The organism is Cupriavidus taiwanensis, from assembly GCF_900250075.1.
In the GTDB taxonomy this organism is placed as follows: Bacteria; Pseudomonadota; Gammaproteobacteria; order Burkholderiales; family Burkholderiaceae; genus Cupriavidus; species Cupriavidus taiwanensis_C.
The window spans coordinates 928,032-948,087 of sequence record NZ_LT977071.1; the positions used below are offsets into that span (position 1 = coordinate 928,032).

A 20,056-nucleotide genomic window follows, 5' to 3' on the forward strand; every position below is an offset into this window, starting at 1 on the left:
TCACACGGCGACTGCAAGATGACATGATGCGGGGTTTGCCCCGCGTCCTGACCGTCTTCGCGCATCTTCATCATCATCGCGCAGCCCAATGATTGCCCTGAGTTCCGTCCTGTTGCTGCTGGCCGCCCTGCTGGGTGTAGCCGCCGCCCTCGGCGTTCGCGCCGGGCGCGCGGACCAGCCGGCCGGCAGCCGGTCGCTGCGCGTGCTGACGTGGTCGGCGGCGCTGCTGTCGCAATTGAGCATCGGCATGCCGGTGCTGGTGGTGGGCCTGTCGGGCAGCGTACCGGCCGTCAATGACACCGCGCAGCTGGCGGCCAGCTTTGCCGCCGCGGCGGCGGCCACCACCGCGGTCAAGCTGCTGGTGCAGTGGCTGCGCCAGGGCGCGCGCCTGTGGCGCGGCGCGGCGCTGATGGCGGTGGTCGCCGGGGCCGGGCTGGTCGCGGCCGCCGGCACGCACCTGGGCCGCTCGTGCGGCGCCGGCACCGTGACCGCGCGCGAGTGCATCGACGCCGCCGGGCTGCCGCACCCGGCCTGGCTGGCGGGCGGCCTGACCGCGCTGTGCGCGCTGCTGTTCGCGGTGCACCGGGCGCAGTCGCGCGGCTGGCTGCCGGCGCCGGTGCGCGCCGACGCCACGCTGGCCGACGAACTTGCCGATGACCTGCCGGTGCTGCACCGCGGCGCCGAGCCGCGGCTGGCGCGGCGCGGCGCGCGCATCCCCGGGCGCCCGGGCCGGCTGACCGTGCGCGCCGCCGCGCGCGGCCAGGACACGGTGGGCGAGTACAGCGTGGCGACGGTGATGCCGGACCGCGTGGCGTTCGGCCGCTGGCTGGACCAGGCCATCGGCCAGGCCCGGCTGGCCGAGACCGGTTGCGCCGTGCTGCTGATCCATATCGCCGATTACCGCGAAGTCGACGAGGTGTTCGAGGTCCGTGCCGACGATATCCTGGCCCAGGACGCCGGCGCGCTGGCGCAGGCCGTGCTGGAGCCGCACGACTTCCTGGCGCGGCTGGCGCGCGACGAATTTGCCGTGGGCGTGCCCGAACTGGTCCACCACGGGCGCGCGCAGGAACTGGGCTCGCGCATGCTGGGCTCGCTGGCGGAGTTCATCGCCGCGCGCGGGCTGCAGATGCAGATCGGCGTGAACATCGGCATCGCCATCTATCCGCGCGACGCGCAGACCTCGGAGGCGCTGATGCAGGCGGCCCGCGTCAGCCTGGCCGAAGCCCGCCAGAGCGGCTCGAACCAGGTGCGCCTGTTCAACAGCGCCGCCGGCGAACGCGCGCGCCGCACCCGCGTGATCCGGCGCGACCTGTGGGTGGCGATCCAGGACGATACGCTGTCGCTGCAGTTCCAGCCCAAGTACGACGCGCGCCGCCGCACCGTGGTTGGCGCCGAGGCCCTCTGCCGTTGGCGCCATCCCGCGCTGGGCCAGGTCAGCCCGGCCGAGTTCATCGCCGTGGCCGAACAGTCCGGGCAGATCGACAAGCTCGACGACTGGGTCCTGACCAGCGTGTGCCGCCAGGTGCGCCAGTGGCGCGACGCCGGCGTGCCGACCGTGCCGGTGGCGATCAATGTCTCGGGGCTGCGCTTTGCCAGCCGCAACTTCCCGCAATACCTGCTGGAGCAGATCCACCAGCACGACATCCCGCCCTCGGCGATCACGCTGGAAATCACCGAGACCGCGGCGATGAAGGACATCGGCAAGTCGCTGGAAACGCTGGCCGAGCTGCAGTCGCTCGGGATCCAGGTGGCGCTGGATGACTTTGGCAGCGGCTATTCCAGCCTGGGCTATCTGAAGCGGCTGCGCGTGGGCACGCTCAAGATCGACCGCACGCTGATCGGCGGGCTCGATACCGACGCGCAGGGCCGCGCCATCGTCGGCTCGATGGTGGCGCTGGCGCACGAGCTGCGCATGAAGGTGGTGGCCGAAGGGGTGGAGTCGTCCTCGCAGCTGGACATCCTCAACCAGATGGGTTGCGACGAAGTGCAGGGCTACCTGCTGTCGCTGCCGCTGGACGCCGCCGGCTTCGGCGAGACCCTGCGCGCGCAGTCCGCCGCCTGACGCCTAAAGCCCGGCCGCCGCGCCGCCGATAACCGGTCTGGCAGGCTGGCCCGCGTGGGCCCGGCCCTGTGCCGGCCCGTCCGTCGCCGGCCGCGTGGCCGATGCCATCGATGTTCCTGGCGGACCCAACCCGTTCCCGCACCTCCGGAGGCGCCCATGTCATTGCCCAGCATCCTCGTCGTCGACGATTCGCCCTCGCTACGCCGCATGATCGGCGCCTGCCTGCGCGCCGGAGGCTTCGACGTGACCGAGGCCGCGGACGGCGACCAGGCGCATGCGCTGGCCGTCGCCGGCAGCTTCGGCATGCTGGTCACCGACCAGGTCATGCCCGGCATGGACGGCCTGACGCTGATCCGCAGCCTGCGCGCCACGCCGCGCTACGCGCGCATGCCCATCCTGATGCTGACCACCGAGCAGGACGGCAGCATCCGCGAACAGGCCCGCGCCGCCGGCGCGTCGGGCTTCCTGCCCAAGCCGTTCGACCCGGACGGGTTGATGCAGGCCGTGGCCGCGCTGCTGGACGCGGCACCCCCTACGTCGGAAGGGTAAGGAAAGGCCCGGCGTCGCCCTTCAGTCACCCCCGGATGCTGCCGTAAACACTGGTGGGCGATGTCATGCCCCGGCGCAGCCAGCGGCCCGGCCGCTGCGGCGCCAGAGAAACCAGCATGAGCCAAATTGGGGGGCTAGACGATGCAGCACATCGACAAGGCGGACGGCGCGGGCGAGGAGTTCCTGGCCTTTACCCTGGGCCGCGAGGAATACGGCGTCGATATCCTGAAGGTGCAGGAGATCCGCGGCTACGAGTCGGTCACCCAGATCGCGAACGCGCCCGACTACATCAAGGGCGTGATCAACCTGCGCGGCATCATCGTGCCGATCATCGACCTGCGCATCAAGTTCCGCCAGCCCAATGTCAGCTACGACCAGTACACGGTCGTGATCATCGTCGACCTCAACGAACGCACCACCGGCATCGTGGTGGACGGCGTCTCCGACGTACTCACGCTGAGCGCCGCGCAGATCAAGCCCACGCCGCACTTCTCCGGCGAACTGGCGACCGACTATATCCGCGGCCTGGGCTCGGTCGAGCAGCGCATGCTGATCCTGGTCGACATCGAGAAGCTGCTCAATACCGAGGAACTGGCCGCGCTGGAAGCGGTGTCCTGATCCTGTCGCAGCGCCCCCGCCGTCCGGCACGCGCCACCCGCGCGCCGGACCGAACCCACCCGCCGGGCGGCCGCATGGACCCCATGCGGCGCGCCATGGGCACGCAGTACAGACTTAGATGCGAAACAACCAACCCGTCACGCAGCGCGAGTACCCGCTGTCTCCTTCCGACTACCTGATCTCGCGCACCGACCTCAAGGGCCGTATCACCTTTGCCAACCGCACCTTTATCGAGGCCAGCGGCTTTGCGGCGGAAGAACTGCTGGGCGCGCCGCATAACCTGGTGCGCCACCCCGACATGCCGCCCGAGGCGTTCGCGGACTTGTGGCAAGACCTGCAGGCCGGACGCACGTGGATGGGCGTGGTCAAGAACCGCCGCAAGAACGGCGACTTCTACTGGGTCAGTGCAACCGTGACGCCGACGCGCGTCGACGGCCGCGTGGTGGGCTACACGTCGGTGCGCTCGATGGCAACGCGCGAGCAGGTGCAGGCCGCCGGCGCCGCCTATGCGCGCTTTCGCGCCGGGCGTGCCGACGGGCTGGCGATCCGCCACGGCGCGGTGGTGCGCACCGGCCTGCGCGGCCTGGTGCAGGGACTGCTGCGCCTGAACCTGAAGCGCCGCATCCTGTGGGCACAGGCCGGGGGGCTGGTGTGGTTCCTGGCCGCACTGGTCGCGGTGGAAGCGCTGGGCGGCACCGCCGCGGCCAGCCTGCGACCGTGGCTTTGGGGCGGCTTTGCGCTGGCGCTGGCGTCGTCCTTCGCCGCCGGCACCATGCTGCTGGCGCGCGTGAACCGGCCGGTGCGCGACATGCTGGACTTTGCGCTGCGCATGGGCGCAGGCGACCTGACCACGCGCTTCGAGCACCGCAGCGCCGACGAGATCGGCGCGCTGGCGCAGGCGATGCAGACCATGCAGCGCAGCCTGCTGTCGGTGGTGCATGAGATCCAGGAAGGCATGGCCAGCATCTCGACGGCGACGCGCCAGGTGGCGGCCGGCAATAACGACCTGTCGCAGCGCACCGAGCAGCAGGCGGCGTCGCTGGAGCAGACCGCGTCGAGCATGGAAGAGCTGACCAGCACGGTGCGCCAGAACGCCGACAACGCGCGCCAGGCCAGCGGCCTGGCGGCCAATGCTTCGGACACCGCGCTGCGCGGCGGCGAAGTAGTGGGCCGGGTGGTGCAGACCATGGACGAGATCAACGATGCGTCGAAGAAGATCGTCGACATCATCGGCGTGATCGAAGGCATCGCGTTCCAGACCAACATCCTGGCGCTGAACGCAGCGGTGGAAGCCGCGCGTGCGGGCGAGCAGGGGCGCGGCTTCGCCGTGGTGGCAGGCGAGGTGCGCAGCCTGGCGCAGCGCAGCGCCAACGCGGCCAAGGAAATCAAAGGCCTGATCGGCGATACCGTGGCGCGCGTCGACAACGGCTCGGCGCTGGTCGGCCAGGCCGGCCAGACCATGGAAGAGATCGTGCAGGCGGTGAAGTCGGTCACCGACATCATGGCCGAGATCAGCGCGGCGTCGGCCGAGCAGAGCTCGGGCATCGAGCAGGTGAACCAGGCGGTGGCGCAGATGGACGAGGGCACGCAGCAGAACGCGGCACTGGTGGAAGAAGCGGCCGCCGCGGCGGGCGCGCTGGAAGAACAGGCGCTGCGGCTGCGCGATGCCGTGGCGACCTTCCGCGTCAGCATGCAGGCAGAGGTGAGGCCGCAGCGCCAGCCTGCCTCCGCGCGTGGCGATGCGGTGCTGGCACGGGCCTGAGGCCCCGGCACCCGCACGGTTGGGATCGAAGTAAAGGCGGGCGCGGCATGCCGCGCCGCCAGCGTACAGAGGGTGCGGCAGGCCGTGCCCGAGGCTTCAGTTACAAGGGGGAGTTGCTATGCATTGGTTCAATCAATTGCGCGTCACGACCAGGCTGGTTGCCGGATTCCTGGTGGTCGCCGTGATCGGCGCCGTGATGGGGCTGCTGGGCGTCGTCAACATGGGCCGTATGGCCGACTGGACCGGCAAGATCTACAACGACGACCTGCGCGCGCTGAAGGCGGTGCAGGACGCCAACATCAACCTGGTCTACGCCAGCCGTTCGCAGATCGCGCTGCTGTCGGCATCGACCATGGGCGAGCGCTCGCTCGAGAAGGAGCAGATCGCCAAGTCGCTGGCCGCGATGGACGAACGCATCCGCCAGGTCGCCGGCGCCTTCGAGAGGCCCGAGGGCAAGGCGCTGCTCAAGCAGTACCAGGATCTGTCGCCGGCGTTGCGCGCGCGCATGGAAAAGTATGTCGAGCTGGTCAGCAAGCAGCCGCTCGATACCTCGCAGTTCGAAAGCCAGGTGTTCTCCGAAAGCGCCGACCTGCTCAAGGACAGCCACGCGCTGGAAGCGGTGATGCTGCAGATGGTCAAGCGCCGCGACGATCGCGCCCGCACCAACATGGAAGAAGCGCGCAGCGTCTACGACGAAACGCGCCTGTGGATGCTGGGCCTGGTGCTGGGCGGGGTGGCGTTGTCGGTGCTGCTGGGTGTGATGCTCGCGCGCGCGCTGTCGCGCCAGCTGGGCGGCGAGCCGGCGTATGCCGCGGCCATCGCCGCGCGCATTGCCGAGGGCGATTTCTCGCAGCCGGTGACCACGCGCGCTGGCGACAAGAGCAGCCTGGTGTTCGCGATGCAACAGATGCAGGCGCAGCTGTCGCGCATGGTGCGCGATTTCAAGGCCTCGGCCGAGTCGATCGGCAGCGCCTCGCGCGAGATCGCAGCGGGTAACAACGACCTGTCGCAGCGCACCGAGCAGCAGGCGGCGTCGCTGGAGCAGACCGCATCGAGCATGGAAGAGCTGACCAGCACGGTGCGCCAGAACGCCGACAACGCGCGCCAGGCCAGCGGGCTGGCGGCCAATGCCTCTGACACGGCAGTGCGCGGCGGCGAAGTGGTGGGCCGGGTGGTGCAGACCATGGACGAGATCAACGATGCGTCGAAGAAGATCGTCGACATCATCGGCGTGATCGAGGGCATTGCGTTCCAGACCAACATCCTGGCGCTGAACGCCGCGGTGGAAGCCGCGCGTGCGGGCGAGCAGGGCCGCGGCTTCGCCGTGGTGGCAGGCGAGGTGCGCAGCCTGGCGCAGCGCAGCGCCAACGCGGCCAAGGAAATCAAGGGCCTGATCGGCGATACCGTGGCGCGCGTCGACAACGGCTCGGCGCTGGTGGGCCAGGCCGGCAAGACCATGGATGAGATCGTGCAGGCGGTCAAGCGCGTGACCGACATCATGGGCGAGATCAGCGCGGCATCGGCCGAGCAGAGCTCGGGCATCGAGCAGGTGAACCAGGCCGTGGCGCAGATGGACGAGGTCACGCAGCAGAACGCGGCACTGGTGGAAGAAGCCGCCGCCGCGGCGGGCGCGCTCGAAGAACAGGCCGGCCGCCTGCAGTCCGCGGTGGCGACGTTCCGCCTGGCCGCGGAGGACGAGCGCGCGGAGCGCTTCGAGGTATTGCCCGCCGCCGCCGCGGTGCCCGCCAAGACCCAGCGCGCCGCGGGCGCGGTGCGTGCCATCGCCGCAAGCAAGCGCGCGGCCAAGCTGCCCATCGCCAAGACGGGAGCCGCCAGCGCCGATGAAGCCGCGCACGACGCGGCCGAGCCGGCGCCAGCAAAGCCGGCGCCGCGCGCCGCGGCCATGACGCCGCGCCCCGCGCTAGCCGCGGCCGATAACGGCGACTGGAGCGCGTTCTGAGTGTTGCCATGACGACCGATATCACCCTGGCCTTGCCGCAAGAGGAAGCGGCCAGGCTGCGCAAGGAATTCGACCAGTTCATCGGAGTCTCGACCGGGCTGGACCGCGAGTTCCTGCCGCCCGAGTTTCATGACTTCCTGCGTGCGCGGTTGCTGCAGCATGACGGCCCGCTGACCGAGCGCGCGGTCTCGCGGCTGCTGTCCGGGGGTGAGTACGGGTGGGCGCGCCGCGTGTTCGACAAGCAGTTGCCCAATGCGCTCGCTGCGCTGATGCGCGACGCCCAGCGCTTCGGCTTCGGCCTGGCCGTGCAGCCCGGCTGGAGCGGCGAGCAGCGCCTGGCGCATGCGCGCGAATGGGCGGCGCAGGTGCTGGCCGAGTGCGGCGCCGATAGCGCCTATACCGAGGCCCTGGCCACCCAGGTGGCGGCGTCGGCGGAAGATTTGCGCGCGCTGGAAGAGCGCATGCGCACGCCGGCATGGCGCCTGGCCGAAAGCCTGCGCCAGCGCGCCTATGACCTGATGTACGCGCTGCAGACCGAAGACAACGAAGCCGCCGGCCGCGCGCGCGTGGGCGAGTTGCGCGGCATGCTGGGGCTGGCGCTGGAATACGGCTCGGTGCAGCCGGAAGAGGCCTCGCGCGTGCTGGAGCAGGTGGAGCGCGTGCGCCCAGCATTGTTTCGCGAAGCGCCCGACGACGTGTTCGCGCGGCTCGCGAATTGGCTGCGCCGATTGTTCGGACATTGAAGCTGGCACTGCCGCATCCATCCGATTCAGGACGGAAATTTTGGACAGTATTACGAACAGCATGCGCGGCGATACACTCCGCGCGGCCGTCGTCAATAGAGGAATCCAGCAGGCTACCAACGTCGTGCCCGCGCGTTTGATGCAGAGGGCTTTTGCTCGTGCCGTCTTGAGCCAAATCAAGAGTCAAACGTGTGACTTGTTACAAAATCTGCGTCGCCCATGTCTTTTTCATACGACATTTGCTTCCCCCCCCGCGTAAGTAGGGATTGGCATTGCGGGGCGATTGCCGATATAAACGTAACGGTCTTGCTTACACTCTGTAACACTTGTAACGGAGTTGATTACAGTTGGACTTGGGCGTAGTTCCTTAGTCGTACGTTGTACCCGCCCAGCCGCAAACAAACGATCTGGTCGCCGGGCCCGCAGGGCAACGGTAAGCGCCGGACAAGCGGCCACGGTGGGTTTTTGGTAGCGGGGATAAATTGGAAAGCAGTGAAGTTCTCCAGGAGATCAGGGAGGTTAACCTCGCCTATCTGCTGCTCGCGCAACGCCTTGTGCGCGAAAACCAGGTCGAAGCCATGTTCAGGCTCGGGGTCAGCAAGGAAATCGCGGATATCCTTGCCAAGCTGACCTCGGCGCAACTCGTCAAGCTCGCGGCATCCAACATGGTGCTGTGCAGGTTCCGCTTCGACGACCATGCACTTCTGTCTACTCTCACCCACACGGCCAAGAGCCATGACATGCAGCAGATCCACGCCGCGATCCTGCTCGCACGTCAGCCTGTGGAGTCGCTCAATTGACCGCGCTCCTGCAGGCCGAGCCAAACCGGAGCTACACGGCCACCTCCGTTCCCAGCCGCAAGAGCGTGCTACAGGACGCCAACCAGACCCAGCTCGCGATCGAGCTGATCGGCCTGGGCGCGCGCCTGCAGGTGCTTGAAGCCGAGACCACGCTGTCGCGTGACCGGCTGATCCGCTTGTACAAGGAGCTGCGCGGCGTCTCGCCCCCCAAGGGCATGCTGCCGTTCTCGACCGACTGGTTCACCACCTGGCTGCCGAATATCCACTCGTCGCTGTTCTTCTCCGCCTACCAGTTCATGGTGCAGGAAGGCGAGACCGTGGGCATCCGCGCGGTGGTGGCCGCCTACCGCCTGTACCTCGAGCATGTTTCGCTGCTCGGCGGTGAAATTGTCTTAAGTTTCACGCGGGCCTGGACGTTAGTACGGTTCTTCGAGAGCAACATGCTGCAGCTGTCCCGGTGCACGTGTTGCGGCGGACAGTTTGTCACGCACGCGTATGAGCCGCACGCGAACTTCGTGTGCAGCCTGTGCCGTCCGCCGTCGCGCGCAGGGAAAGTGAAGAAGCTCTCGAAAGACGCCGCCGCCGTGCAGACCAACGCCTGATCCTGGTCAAGGTCCGCCGGCTGGCAAGCTTGCTGCGCTGGCGGACGGATTCCCTCCGTACGCCCGTGCCGCGGGCCAATGAGCGTGGCTGACGCGCGTTTTTAGACGGGGATCCGATCGTGCTAGTAGTTCTTGGCTATGTCGTCGTGGTAGCGGCGGTGCTTGGCGGTTACGCCATGACCGGCGGCCATATGGGCGCGCTATATCAACCTGCGGAAGTGGTGATCATCGCAGGCGCCGCCATCGGCGCCTTCATCGCCACCAATACCGGCAAGGCCATCAAGGCCACCGCGCGCGCGCTGCCGGGCCTGTTCAAGAGTTCCAAGTACAAGAAAGAGCTGTACCTGGACGTCATGTCGCTGCTGTACGTGCTGCTGTCCAAGGCACGGCGCGAGGGCATCCTGTTCCTGGAAAAGGAAATCGCCGACCCCGCCGCCAGCAGCGTGTTCAGCCAGTACCCGCGCATCCTGTCGGATCCGGTGGTGATGGAATTCCTCACCGACTACCTGCGCATGATGGTCAACGGCAACATGAATGCGTTCGAGATCGAGGCCCTGATGGACCACGAGATCGAGACCTTCCGCCATGAAGCCGAGATCCCCGCCCATGCGCTGTCGCGCGTCGGCGATGGCCTGCCGGCGTTCGGCATCGTCGCCGCGGTGATGGGCGTGGTCCATGCGCTGGGTTCGGCCGACCTGCCGCCGGCCGAGCTGGGCGCACTGATCGCGCACGCCATGGTCGGCACCTTCCTCGGCATCCTGCTGGCCTACGGCTTTATCTCGCCGCTGGCGGCGCGCATCGAGCTGCAGGTGTCCGAGAACGTCAAGGTCTACGAGTGCATCAAGGTGGTGCTGCTGGCCTCCCTGAACGGCTACGCGCCGCTGGTGGCGGTGGAGTTCGGCCGCAAGGTGCTGTACTCCACGGTGCGACCGTCGTTCCTCGAGCTCGACGACCACGTGCGTGAAGTGAAGAGCCTGAACTAAGCAGCCGGCAACGCACGCAGCAAGGGGCACCACATGAGCAGCGCACACGATATGCGTCCGATCATCGTCCGCCGGGCGAAGTCGCACGCCAGGCCGCACGGCAACCACAGCTGGAAGATTGCCTACGCCGACTTCATGACGGCGATGATGGCGCTGTTCCTGGTGCTGTGGCTGCTGTCCAGCGCCAACAAGAAGACGCTGGAAGGCATTGCCGAATACTTCCGCATGCCGCTCAAGGTCGCCATCGTCGGCGGCGAGAAGAGCAGCCAGTCGCCCAGCGTGATTCCGGGCGGCGGCATGGACGTGATGCGCAAGGACGGCGAGATCATGCGCGCGCACGACAACGACCCCAGCGACGAACAGCGCCGCAACGAGCAGCAGGAAGCGCAGCGGCTGCGCGCGCTCAAGCAGCGCCTGGAACAGATCATCGAGAACAACCCGGTGCTGCGCCAGTTCCGCCCGCAGCTGCTGCTGGACATCACCAGCGAAGGCCTGCGCATCCAGATCCTGGATACGCAGAACCGGCCCATGTTCCGCACCGGCAGCGCCATCGTCGAAAGCTATATGCGCACCATCCTGCGCGAGATCGGCCCGGTGCTGAACGAGCTGCCCAACAAGGTCAGCCTGTCCGGCCATACCGACGCGGCCAACTATTCCAACGGCGAGCGCACCTACAGCAACTGGGAGCTGTCCGGCGACCGCGCCAACGCCTCGCGCCGCGAGCTGATCGCGGGCGGCATGCAGGAGGGCAAGGTGCTGCGCGTGCTGGGCCTGGCCGCGACCATGCCGCTGGACAAGGACGACCTGCTGGCGCCGGTCAACCGCCGCATCAGCATCGTGGTGCTGAACCAGAAGGCGCAGGCGCGCTTCGAGGCCGAGAACGCCAGCGCCGCCGAGGTCACGGTGGCGGCGCAGGCCGGCAAGGCCGCGCAGGAGATGCAGGCAGGGCTGGCGGCGTCGGCACCGGCCGCGGCTGCAAAAGGCAAGTCACCATGAAGCGCGATAGTCGTCGTTCCCGCGCATGCGGGAACCCAGTGACTTTTCCCCGAAGGGGACGTGAAAGACGCTGGGTTCCCGCCTGCGCGGGAATGACAGTAGTGTTGTTGCGCCGTCGCGAAATAGTGAATAACCGCAAGTGACTCAGGACGCCATGTCTGTCGATATCGATATCACTCAGTTTTACCAGACCTTCTTCGAGGAAGCGGAAGAGCTGCTCGTTGAAATGGAGCAGCTGCTGCTCGGCCTGGACATCGAGGCGCCCGATGCCGAGCACCTGAACGCCATCTTCCGCGCCGCGCATTCGATCAAGGGCGGCGCCGCCACCTTCGGCTTCGCCGCGCTGACCGAGACCACCCATATCTTCGAGAACCTGCTGGACCGCACGCGCCGGCAGGAACTGGCGTTGACCAGGACCATCATCGACACCTTTCTGGAAACCAAGGACGTGTTGCAAGACCAGCTCAACGCCTACCGCAACGGCACCGAACCCGATCCGGAAACGCTGGCGCGCATCTGCGCCGTGCTGCAGCAGCTGGCGCAGGAAGCCGCCGGCCATGAACCCGCCCCGGCACCCGCCGCGGCTGCCGCGCCCGCGCCTGTCGCGGCCGCCGCGCCCGCAACCGCCCCCGCCGGCGGTGGCCTGAAGATCCGCCTGATCAAGGTCTCGGCGTCCGACCAGGCGCTGCTGCGCGAAGAACTGGCCAACCTGGGCGAGATCACCGGCCAGCAGGAAACCAATGGCGAACTGGTGGTGTGGCTCAACACTCAATGCAGCGCCGACGACATCATCGCGGTGTGCTGCTTCGTCATCGACGCCGACCAGATCGTGATCGAAGCCGCGGCCGATGCGCCGGCGGCGGCGCCGGCCCCGGCAGAGGTGGTCGCGCCCGCGCCAGCGCCAGTGGCTGCCGCGCCCGCGCCGGCCCCCGCCGCGCGCGAGAAGGCCAAGGCGGCCCCGGCCCCCGCACCGGCGCACGGCGAAGGCTCGATCCGCGTGCCCACCGAGAAGGTCGACCAGATCATCAACCTGGTGGGCGAGCTGGTGATCACGCAGTCGATGCTGGCGCAGACCGCCTCGTCGCTGGACCCGGTGCTGTTCGACCGCCTGTTCTCCGGCATGGGCCAGCTCGAGCGCAATGCGCGCGACCTGCAGGAAGCGGTGATGTCGATCCGCATGATGCCGATGGATTATGTGTTCTCGCGCTTCCCGCGCCTGGTGCGCGACCTGGCCAGCAAGCTCGGCAAGCAGATCGACCTGGTTACGTTCGGCAAGGCCACCGAGCTGGACAAGAGCCTGATCGAACGCATCATCGATCCGCTGACGCACCTGGTGCGCAACAGCCTGGACCACGGCATCGAAACCCCCGACAAGCGCGTCGCCGCCGGCAAGGACGCGACCGGCCAGCTGATCCTGTCCGCGCAGCACCATGGCGGCAATATCGTCATCGAAGTCAGCGACGACGGCGGCGGCCTGAACCGCGAGCGCATCCTGGCCAAGGCCATCCAGAACGGCCTGCCGGTGTCCGAGACCATCACCGACGAGGAAGTCTGGCAGCTGATCTTCGCACCGGGCTTCTCCACTGCCGAAGTCGTCACCGACGTCTCCGGCCGTGGCGTGGGCATGGACGTGGTCAAGCGCAACATCCAGGAGATGGGCGGGCACGTGCAGATCAGCTCGCGCCCGGGCCTGGGCACCACCATCCGCATCGTGCTGCCGCTGACGCTGGCGATCCTGGACGGCATGTCGGTCAAGGTGGGCGAGGAGACCTTCATCCTGCCGCTGAACTGCGTGATGGAGTCGCTGCAGCCCAAGGCCGAAGACGTGCACACCGCCGCCAACTCCGACCGCGTCATGCACGTGCGCGGCGAGTACCTGCCGCTGCTGGAGATGCACCGCGTGTTCAACGTCGCCAACGCGCTGCAGGAACCGACGCAGGGTATCGCCGTGATCCTGCAGGCCGAAGGCAAGCGCTTCGCGCTGCTGGTGGACCAGCTGATCGGCCAGCACCAGGTGGTGCTGAAGAACCTGGAAACCAACTACCGCAAGGTGCCGTGCATCTCGGCGGCAACCATCCTTGGCGACGGCAGCGTGGCGCTGATCGTCGATGTCGGCGCGCTGCAGCGCACCGGCGTGCGCCGGCAGGAACCGGCGCTGCAGCAGTAATCGATCACAGGAGAACAAGCCATCATGGCCGGCATCGGACACATCGATACCCCCGGAAGCGACGCTTCGGGCCAGGAGTTCCTGGTCTTCACGCTGGGGTCGGAGGAATACGGCATCGACATCCTCAAGGTGCAGGAGATCCGCAGCTACGAGACCGTCACGCGCATCTCCAGCGCGCCCGACTTCATCAAGGGCGTGACCAACCTGCGCGGCGTGATCGTGCCCATCGTCGACCTGCGGCTGAAGTTCCGCCTGGGCAACGTGCGCTACGACCACCAGACCGTGGTGATCATCCTCAACGTGGCCGGCCGCGTGGTCGGCATCGTGGTGGATGGTGTGTCGGACGTGCTGACGCTGACCGGTGATGCGATCAAGCCCGCGCCGGAGTTCGGCGTGTCGATCTCGACCGAGCACCTGACTGGCCTGGGCACCATCGACGGCCGCATGCTGGTGCTGATCGACATCGAGAAGCTGATGACCAGCCCCGAGATGGCCCTGGTCGAAGCCGAGTTCGCCTGATTTCCGCACTGCCGAAGCAACAGCCCATGACGCCGTTCCGCAACGCCGCCCCCGCGCACACCGGCCCGCTCGCCGCGCCGGCCGCCCTGCTGCGGCGCGACGACGCGCGCGACTTCCTGCTGACCGAGCGCGACTTCGAGCAGATCCGCACGCTGATCCACCGGCGCGCCGGCATCTCGCTGGGCAGCCACAAGCGCGAGATGGTCTACAGCCGGCTTGCGCGCCGGCTGCGCACGCTGCAGCTGACCGACTTCGCCTCGTACCTGGCGCTGCTGGAAGCGGACGACCGCTCGCCGGAGTGGGAGTTCTTCACCAACGCGCTGACCACGAACCTGACTTCGTTCTTCCGCGAGGCGCACCACTTCCCGCTGCTGGCGGAGCATGCCAAACAGATTGGCCGGCCCTACAGCGTCTGGTGCTCGGCCGCGTCCACCGGCGAGGAACCGTACTCGATCGCCATCACCCTGGCCGAGGCGCTGGGCGACCGCGCCGGCACCGTGCTGGCTACCGACATCGACACCCAGGTACTGGCCAAGGCCCGCAGCGGCGTCTATTCGGCCGAGCAGGTGGCGCGGCTGTCGCCGGAACGGCTCAAGCGCTTCTTCCTGAAGGGCACCGGTCCGCGCACCGGCTCGGTCAAGGTCAAGCCCGAGCTGGCCGCCACCATCGCGTTCGAGCCGCTGAACCTGCTCGCGCCCGACTGGGGCATCCGCGAGCAGTTCGATGCCATCTTCTGCCGCAACGTGATGATCTACTTCGACAAGCCGACCCAGGGGCGCATCCTGGAGCGCTTCGTGCCGCTGCTCAAGCCGCACGGGCTGCTGTTCGCCGGCCATTCGGAGAACTTCTCCTACGTCACGCGCGCGTTCCAGCTGCGCGGGCAGACCGTCTATGAACTGGCACCGGGCGCGCTGTCCGCGGCCGGCCGGGGCAGGCAGTAATGCGCACGCCCCACCTGCCCGAAGCGCTGGCCACGCGCACCTACTTCGACCGCGAGTTCGGCAAGCAGGCCATCAAGCTGCTGCCCAACGAGTACTACGTGACGCGCGACGACGTGGTGCTGACCACCGTGCTGGGCTCTTGCGTGGCCGCCTGCATCCGTGACGAGGTGGCCGGCGTCGGCGGCATGAACCACTTCATGCTGCCGGACGACGACGGCAGCGCCGACCGCATGCTGTCGGCATCGATGCGCTATGGCAGCTATGCGCTGGAGGTGCTGATCAACGAACTGCTCAAGATGGGCGCGCGCCGCGAGCGGCTCGAGGCCAAGGTCTTCGGCGGCGGCGCGGTGCTGGCCAACATGACCACGCTGAACATCGGCGACCGCAACGCGGACTTCGTGCTGCGCTACCTGAAAGCCGAAGAGGTACGCGTGGCGGCGCAGGACCTGCGTGGCCCGCATGCCCGCCGCGTCAGCTATTTCCCGATCGGCGGGCTGGCGCTGGTGCGCCGCCTGACCCGGCAGGACGACCAGGTTTCGGTGGCGCGCGACGAACGCGCGCTGGCGCGGGCCATTGCCACGTCGGCGCGCGAACCGTCGCGCTCGCCGGAACTGTTTGCGCGGCAGACGTACTCGCGCCAGCTTCCCTGAACCCCTACAAGCACGACCAATCATGACTGCCGCCAAGATCAAGGTGCTGTGCGTGGATGACTCCGCGCTGATCCGCAGCCTGATGACGGAGATCATCAACAGCCAGCCCGACATGGAAGTGGTCAGCACCGCGCCCGACCCGCTGGTGGCGCGCGACCTGATCAAGCGCCTGAACCCCGACGTGCTGACGCTCGACGTCGAAATGCCGCGCATGGACGGCCTGGATTTTCTGGAGCGGCTGATGCGGCTGCGGCCGATGCCGGTGCTGATGGTGTCGTCGCTGACCGAGCGCGGCTCCGAAATCACCATGCGCGCGCTGGAGCTGGGCGCGGTCGACTTCGTCACCAAGCCCAAGCTGGGCATCCGCGACGGGCTGCTCGAATACACCGACACCATTGCCGACAAGCTGCGCGCCGCATCGCGCGCACGCGTGCGCGCGGCCACGCCAACGGCCGCGCCTGCAGCCACCGGCACCGCGCCCGTGCCGATGCTGCGCAGCCCGCTGCTGTCGACCGAAAAGCTGATCATCCTGGGCGCCTCCACCGGCGGCACCGAGGCGATCAAGGAATTCCTGATGCCGCTGCCGCCCGACAGCCCCGCGGTGATGATCGTGCAGCATATGCCGGCCGGCTTCACGCGCTCGTTCGCGCAGCGGCTGGACGGCCTGTGCCGCATCACCGTGAAGGAAGCCGAGCACGGCGAGCGCGTGCTGCCGGGCCATGCGTATATCGCGCCGGGCGACTCGCACCTGCTGCTGGCGCGCAGCGGCGCCAACTACGTCGCGCACCTGTCGCAGGAGGCGCCGGTCAACCGCCATCGCCCGTCGGTGGACGTGCTGTTCGATTCGGCCGCGCAGCACGGCGGCAAGAACGTGATCGGCGTAATCCTGACCGGCATGGGCCGCGACGGCGCACGTGGCATGCTGCGCATGCGCGACGCCGGCGCCTACAATCTGGCGCAGGACGAGCAGACCTGCATCGTGTTTGGCATGCCGAAGGAGGCGATCGCCGCCGGCGGCGTGCATGAAGTCGTGCCCTTGCCGGCGATGACCCAGCGCGTGATGGCGCGCCTGGCCACGTACGGCACGCGCGCGCAACGCGTCTAGTCGAGCCGGCAAGCCCAAACAACAAAGCCGGACCAACAAGTCATCACTGCATTTACCTGGAGCCCTTAAAGTGGACAAGAACATCAAGATCCTGGTCGTGGACGATTTCCCGACCATGCGCCGGATCATCCGCAACCTGCTCAAGGAGCTGGGTTTCGTCAACGTCGAGGAAGCCGAGGACGGCGCCGCCGGCCTGGAAAAAGCCAAGGACGGCAGCTTCCAGTTCGTGATCTCGGACTGGAACATGCCCAACATGGACGGCCTGTCGATGCTGCAGGCCATCCGCGCCGACGCCAACATCGGCAAGATCCCGGTGCTGATGGTCACCGCCGAGGCCAAGAAGGAAAACATCATCGCCGCGGCCCAGGCCGGCGCCAACGGCTACGTGGTCAAGCCGTTCACGGCCGCCACGCTGGACGAGAAGATCACCAAGATCTTCGAGAAGCTCGGCGGCTGAGGCGGAGGCGCGTTTGTCATGACCCCCACCCTGAGCAACGATTCCGCCGAACAACTGATCCTGCGCATCGGCAACCTGACGCGCATGCTGCGCGACAACATGCGCGAGCTCGGCCTGGACAAGGAAATCGAGCGCGCCGCGCAAGCCATCCCCGACGCGCGCGACCGCCTGAACTACATCGCCGCGATGACCGAGCAGGCCGCCGAACGCACGCTCAACGCGGTCGAACTGGCGCAGCCGATCCAGTCCGACATCGAACAGCAAGCCGAAGCGCTGGACAAGCGCTGGGCCGCCTGGTTTGAACAGCCGGTGGAACTGGCCGACGCCCGCTCGCTGGTACTGGACACCCGCGCCTTCCTGTCCGAGGTGCCCGGCCAGGCCCGCGCCACCAACAGCCACCTGCTCGACATCATGATGGCGCAGGACTTCCAGGACCTGACCGGCCAGGTCATCAAGAAGATGATGGACATGATCCGCACGCTGGAGCAGGAACTGCTGCAGGTGCTGATTGACAACGTGCCGTCAGAGCGGCGGGTGGAAGTGCAGGCGCCGTCGACGCTGATGAATGGGCCGCAGGTGAATCCGGAAGGGAAACCGGATGTGGTGTCGGACCAGGCGCAGGTGGATGATTTGTTGGCTAGTTTGGGGTTTTGAGGTTTGAATAGCCTGCGGCATTGCGCGATGCCGCGTGTTTTCTCCCCTCTCCCGCTTGCGGGAGAGGGGCGGGGGTGAGGGCCGGCGCATCCACGAAGTCAACCGCATCAACACCTGCGCACCGCTACATCCCCGCAGCCCGGCGATGAACGTTTTTAAGAGTTTGCCCATACTCGCGCTTGCTGCCCCTCTTCATACTGGGTTCGTCGCTGCGTCGTGGCGACCGGGTTTAGCAGCCTGAAAAGAGAGAGCCGAACGTTCGTCTTCTGGCGGTATCCTTACGTTCGCCGCGCCTGCGCACGCCCCTTCATTGGGCGGGCCCTGGCAGGGGAGCCTTCGGGCTCGCCGGCTTTTGGCTCTTTCCCCGGTCTGCTAACCCTGCCTTGCGCCCGCCCACCCTAATCATCAGCCGGGGAGCGGGACTGAACCTGTATGGATAAGGGGGCATTCCCATGCTTCATTTCTTACTTGCCCATTCTGGGCGATTGGCGATCTTCAGTACCTTCACAATGCAGCAGCGTGCGCGGGGCGCGTATGTGGAGGTGTGCCATGTATAGCCATAGTCATCACGGTATTACTGCCGAACACAATGGTGTCGACATGCTCGTCACCGCTCATAGCCCCGGGGAGAATCCGTTGAGTCTTGCGGTGCAACGGGCGGCGCAGCTTCATGGGCTATTGCTTATGGCTAGTGAGCATGGGGCTGTTAGTTTGGAGGCGGTGGATTTGGAGCAGGGGGTTTGGGAGGGGTTGCTTTCTCTTGCGGCCTGGCTGGCGCATGAGACGCAGGTTTTGAGTGAGTTGGCGGTGGTGGAGGGGCAGGGTGCTGGGTGAATGATGTTGGCGGGATGGGGCAGCCGTGCCATCGGCTGCCCTCGTTCCTGGAATCAATCGATTTGAGCGTTAGGTTCGCAGAGAAACCCGTCTCGGACGAAGCGCTTTGTAGAAGGCGGCGACCGATCTGAGTTTCGTTGCAGTCGTTGAGATCAAGATCCCTTCCTTACATTCTCACGCGTCGGACAAAACCTTGCTCACGAAGGATCACCGGAGCTTGAGAGCTAAATCCCATTTGATAGAGGCGGGGGAAGGCGACATACAGCCTGCCGTTAGGTGTCTGCGGTTTTACTTGCGTCGGCCTTATCCTGTCCCTTGGCGGTGAGCTTGGCACCAGTCGCAATGGCTTCTCGCAGCAGTTCCATCATTTTGTCTCTTACCTCCGGGAAAGCGTCAAAAGCGCGGCGAGCGGCGTCGGAGTTAGCGAGTTCGTGCCATGGGCTTCCATGCGGATCGTCGCCCACTAGGCGCAAAGGCGCCTCATCAAGCCGAGCGAGCGCTGACCCGAAGAGCTGGTGTTCGAAATTTGGGTCGATGCGCGCGGCCTCCTTTCGGTATCCCTCATACGCCTTGGCGATCGACGCCTTGAAGGCATAGTCTTCTGCAAGCCGAAAGCGCTGGCCAATTTGCTTCGTTGCAAGCCAGGCGAACCACAGCGGCGCCCCGACGCTGATAAGCGAAAGCACGCACTGAATTGCCACAGCCGCCCAATTGGGGTCTTCTGCTTGAATGGCGTTTGACAGAAGTTCAAGTCGATGGGCGCCAATGGCGGAGCCGAGCAGTAGTGCGCTCACGAGGCCGAACACCCAAATCCACATTGACCAACCAAGGCGGCCCGCTCGTTGGTCAAACGCACCTGCAAGTCCCTTTGACGTGGTGATGGTGTAGGCGTCTTCGCATTGTTTGACCAACTTCTCAGCCGTGCTGGCCTGCGATTTGATCATTTCTTGAGTGATGAAAATGGAACTTAAGACACCTTCCGCCTTTTTTTCTGCCACGGCGATATTGGTGGCGGCTTGAGTCATTTTTTCCCGTGCCTCCGCCAAGTCCTGCAAGTCTGCCGGGAGCGACTCGGCGGCTTCGTGGGCGGCTGCGATTTCGTTGACCTGCTGGCTCAAGCCAGTTAGCGTAGGCTCCAATTGATCGAGAGCGGCCTTCGCGGCTCGTGCGCGGCGGGCCAAGGGGGCTGGCATAGCCTTGGCATCGGGGACGGCGTGCCAGCCAACCCCCGGCAACAGAGTGCCTCGAATGGTCTGAATAGTCGTTATGAAGGCGGGCGCGGCTTGCCCTGCGTTGCCGCCGAACAATTGAGGTACAACAGTTGCCTGCAATTGCTGAATTCGCCTAGGTAAGTCACTGACCCAGGATTCGATCTCGGAATTAACGGCATCAGCGTCCACGCTTCTAATATCTGCGGCAAGGCTTCTCGTCATCGTGGCGAGGTCATGCCGAGTCAGTGCCGGTGCATACCAGCCGAACGCCTCAGTCATTGTCTGTTCGCCTGACCATGCGTTTAGCACGGCCTCGGCCAATCCGTCCAAAGCACTGCAAACTTTTTCTAGTTCGTTCAGCATATCGAATTACTCAGTAGTGGCCCGTCGAATGACATTCTAGCAACCTGACGCCCCTTCGAAGACACACTGAGGTTATGAAC

At 66.5% G+C, this 20,056-nt stretch carries 19 protein-coding genes; 18 read left to right on the plus strand and 1 reads right to left on the minus strand.

Translation table 11 applies throughout. The annotated features are described in order from the left end of the window. The first annotated feature begins 88 nt into the window (after positions 1-88). The 18 genes from CBM2588_RS20650 (at position 89) to CBM2588_RS20735 (ending at position 18,402) form a co-directional block, all read left to right on the plus strand. Positions 89-2,062, plus strand: coding sequence for a putative bifunctional diguanylate cyclase/phosphodiesterase (locus CBM2588_RS20650; RefSeq protein WP_115682247.1), 1,974 nt, complete (start codon positions 89-91; stop codon positions 2,060-2,062). A 156-nt stretch (positions 2,063-2,218) separates the two neighbouring features. Beyond that, positions 2,219-2,611: a response regulator gene (locus CBM2588_RS20655; RefSeq protein ID WP_115682248.1), complete on the plus strand. Its 393-nt coding sequence runs from the start codon at positions 2,219-2,221 to the stop codon at positions 2,609-2,611. Between the two features lie 141 nt (positions 2,612-2,752). After that, entirely contained in the window at positions 2,753-3,229 is a 477-nt protein-coding gene (locus CBM2588_RS20660) for a chemotaxis protein CheW (protein ID WP_112777275.1), read from the plus strand. 118 nt (positions 3,230-3,347) lie between these two features. Next, the gene (locus CBM2588_RS20665) at positions 3,348-4,991 is read left to right on the plus strand and encodes a methyl-accepting chemotaxis protein (protein ID WP_115682249.1); all 1,644 of its coding nucleotides are present in this window, start codon (positions 3,348-3,350) and stop codon (positions 4,989-4,991) included. 118 nt (positions 4,992-5,109) lie between these two features. After that, positions 5,110-6,951 (plus strand): methyl-accepting chemotaxis protein, encoded by a 1,842-nt coding sequence (locus CBM2588_RS20670; RefSeq protein WP_115682250.1) that lies wholly within the window; start codon positions 5,110-5,112, stop codon positions 6,949-6,951. Positions 6,952-6,959: 8 nt separating this feature from the next. Further along, complete coding sequence (locus CBM2588_RS20675) at positions 6,960-7,694, plus strand: DUF4088 family protein (protein ID WP_115682251.1); 735 nt, start codon at positions 6,960-6,962, stop codon at positions 7,692-7,694. Positions 7,695-8,176: 482 nt separating this feature from the next. Beyond that, positions 8,177-8,494: a flagellar transcriptional regulator FlhD gene (flhD, locus tag CBM2588_RS20680; protein WP_010812713.1), complete on the plus strand. Its 318-nt coding sequence runs from the start codon at positions 8,177-8,179 to the stop codon at positions 8,492-8,494. Then, on the plus strand, positions 8,491-9,096 hold the full coding sequence (flhC, locus tag CBM2588_RS20685; protein ID WP_018004719.1) for a flagellar transcriptional regulator FlhC: 606 nt from the start codon (positions 8,491-8,493) through the stop codon (positions 9,094-9,096). The genes flhD and flhC overlap by 4 nt, the downstream gene beginning before the upstream one ends. Positions 9,097-9,215: 119 nt before the next feature. Then, positions 9,216-10,079: a flagellar motor stator protein MotA gene (motA, locus tag CBM2588_RS20690; protein WP_012355101.1), complete on the plus strand. Its 864-nt coding sequence runs from the start codon at positions 9,216-9,218 to the stop codon at positions 10,077-10,079. A gap of 33 nt (positions 10,080-10,112) precedes the next feature. After that, the gene (gene motB, locus CBM2588_RS20695; protein ID WP_115682252.1) at positions 10,113-11,075 is read left to right on the plus strand and encodes a flagellar motor protein MotB; all 963 of its coding nucleotides are present in this window, start codon (positions 10,113-10,115) and stop codon (positions 11,073-11,075) included. Between the two features lie 154 nt (positions 11,076-11,229). Beyond that, entirely contained in the window at positions 11,230-13,242 is a 2,013-nt protein-coding gene (gene cheA / locus CBM2588_RS20700) for a chemotaxis protein CheA (RefSeq protein ID WP_115682253.1), read from the plus strand. A 24-nt stretch (positions 13,243-13,266) separates the two neighbouring features. Beyond that, positions 13,267-13,761 (plus strand): chemotaxis protein CheW, encoded by a 495-nt coding sequence (locus CBM2588_RS20705; protein ID WP_115682254.1) that lies wholly within the window; start codon positions 13,267-13,269, stop codon positions 13,759-13,761. A gap of 26 nt (positions 13,762-13,787) precedes the next feature. Further along, positions 13,788-14,702, plus strand: coding sequence for a CheR family methyltransferase (locus CBM2588_RS20710; protein ID WP_172583644.1), 915 nt, complete (start codon positions 13,788-13,790; stop codon positions 14,700-14,702). Beyond that, a complete protein-coding gene (gene cheD, locus CBM2588_RS20715; RefSeq protein ID WP_062802333.1) occupies positions 14,702-15,352 on the plus strand; it encodes a chemoreceptor glutamine deamidase CheD in 651 nt (216 codons plus the stop codon). The genes CBM2588_RS20710 and cheD overlap by 1 nt, the downstream gene beginning before the upstream one ends. A gap of 22 nt (positions 15,353-15,374) precedes the next feature. Next, the gene (locus tag CBM2588_RS20720) at positions 15,375-16,457 is read left to right on the plus strand and encodes a protein-glutamate methylesterase/protein-glutamine glutaminase (protein WP_115682255.1); all 1,083 of its coding nucleotides are present in this window, start codon (positions 15,375-15,377) and stop codon (positions 16,455-16,457) included. 70 nt (positions 16,458-16,527) lie between these two features. Beyond that, positions 16,528-16,914 carry a chemotaxis response regulator CheY gene (gene cheY, locus CBM2588_RS20725; protein ID WP_018004712.1) on the plus strand — a complete coding sequence of 129 codons (387 nt, stop codon included), beginning with the start codon at positions 16,528-16,530 and terminating at the stop codon, positions 16,912-16,914. Between the two features lie 18 nt (positions 16,915-16,932). Further along, a complete protein-coding gene (gene cheZ, locus CBM2588_RS20730; RefSeq protein ID WP_115682256.1) occupies positions 16,933-17,568 on the plus strand; it encodes a protein phosphatase CheZ in 636 nt (211 codons plus the stop codon). A gap of 549 nt (positions 17,569-18,117) precedes the next feature. Further along, positions 18,118-18,402: a hypothetical protein gene (locus CBM2588_RS20735; RefSeq protein WP_115682257.1), complete on the plus strand. Its 285-nt coding sequence runs from the start codon at positions 18,118-18,120 to the stop codon at positions 18,400-18,402. 272 nt (positions 18,403-18,674) lie between these two features. Here the strand turns inward: CBM2588_RS20735 and CBM2588_RS20740 are convergent, their stop codons facing one another. After that, entirely contained in the window at positions 18,675-19,976 is a 1,302-nt protein-coding gene (locus CBM2588_RS20740; RefSeq protein ID WP_147298421.1) for a hypothetical protein, read from the minus strand. Between the last annotated feature and the right edge of the window lie 80 nt (positions 19,977-20,056).

What these genes read in the sequence shown, in the direction of transcription:
- CBM2588_RS20655 (WP_115682248.1), top strand. Translation starts at nt 2,219, where the DNA reads ATGTCATTGCCCAGCATCCTCGTCGTCGACGATTCGCCCTCGCTACGC.
- CBM2588_RS20650 (WP_115682247.1), top strand. Translation starts at nt 89, where the DNA reads ATGATTGCCCTGAGTTCCGTCCTGTTGCTGCTGGCCGCCCTGCTGGGT.
- CBM2588_RS20660 (WP_112777275.1), top strand. Translation starts at nt 2,753, where the DNA reads ATGCAGCACATCGACAAGGCGGACGGCGCGGGCGAGGAGTTCCTGGCC.
- CBM2588_RS20675 (WP_115682251.1), top strand. Translation starts at nt 6,960, where the DNA reads ATGACGACCGATATCACCCTGGCCTTGCCGCAAGAGGAAGCGGCCAGG.
- cheZ (WP_115682256.1), top strand. Translation starts at nt 16,933, where the DNA reads ATGACCCCCACCCTGAGCAACGATTCCGCCGAACAACTGATCCTGCGC.
- CBM2588_RS20710 (WP_172583644.1), top strand. Translation starts at nt 13,788, where the DNA reads ATGACGCCGTTCCGCAACGCCGCCCCCGCGCACACCGGCCCGCTCGCC.
- cheA (WP_115682253.1), top strand. Translation starts at nt 11,230, where the DNA reads ATGTCTGTCGATATCGATATCACTCAGTTTTACCAGACCTTCTTCGAG.
- cheD (WP_062802333.1), top strand. Translation starts at nt 14,702, where the DNA reads ATGCGCACGCCCCACCTGCCCGAAGCGCTGGCCACGCGCACCTACTTC.
- CBM2588_RS20720 (WP_115682255.1), top strand. Translation starts at nt 15,375, where the DNA reads ATGACTGCCGCCAAGATCAAGGTGCTGTGCGTGGATGACTCCGCGCTG.
- CBM2588_RS20670 (WP_115682250.1), top strand. Translation starts at nt 5,110, where the DNA reads ATGCATTGGTTCAATCAATTGCGCGTCACGACCAGGCTGGTTGCCGGA.
- CBM2588_RS20705 (WP_115682254.1), top strand. Translation starts at nt 13,267, where the DNA reads ATGGCCGGCATCGGACACATCGATACCCCCGGAAGCGACGCTTCGGGC.
- CBM2588_RS20735 (WP_115682257.1), top strand. Translation starts at nt 18,118, where the DNA reads ATGTATAGCCATAGTCATCACGGTATTACTGCCGAACACAATGGTGTC.
- CBM2588_RS20665 (WP_115682249.1), top strand. Translation starts at nt 3,348, where the DNA reads ATGCGAAACAACCAACCCGTCACGCAGCGCGAGTACCCGCTGTCTCCT.
- motB (WP_115682252.1), top strand. Translation starts at nt 10,113, where the DNA reads ATGAGCAGCGCACACGATATGCGTCCGATCATCGTCCGCCGGGCGAAG.
- CBM2588_RS20740 (WP_147298421.1), bottom strand. Translation starts at nt 19,976, where the DNA reads ATGCTGAACGAACTAGAAAAAGTTTGCAGTGCTTTGGACGGATTGGCC.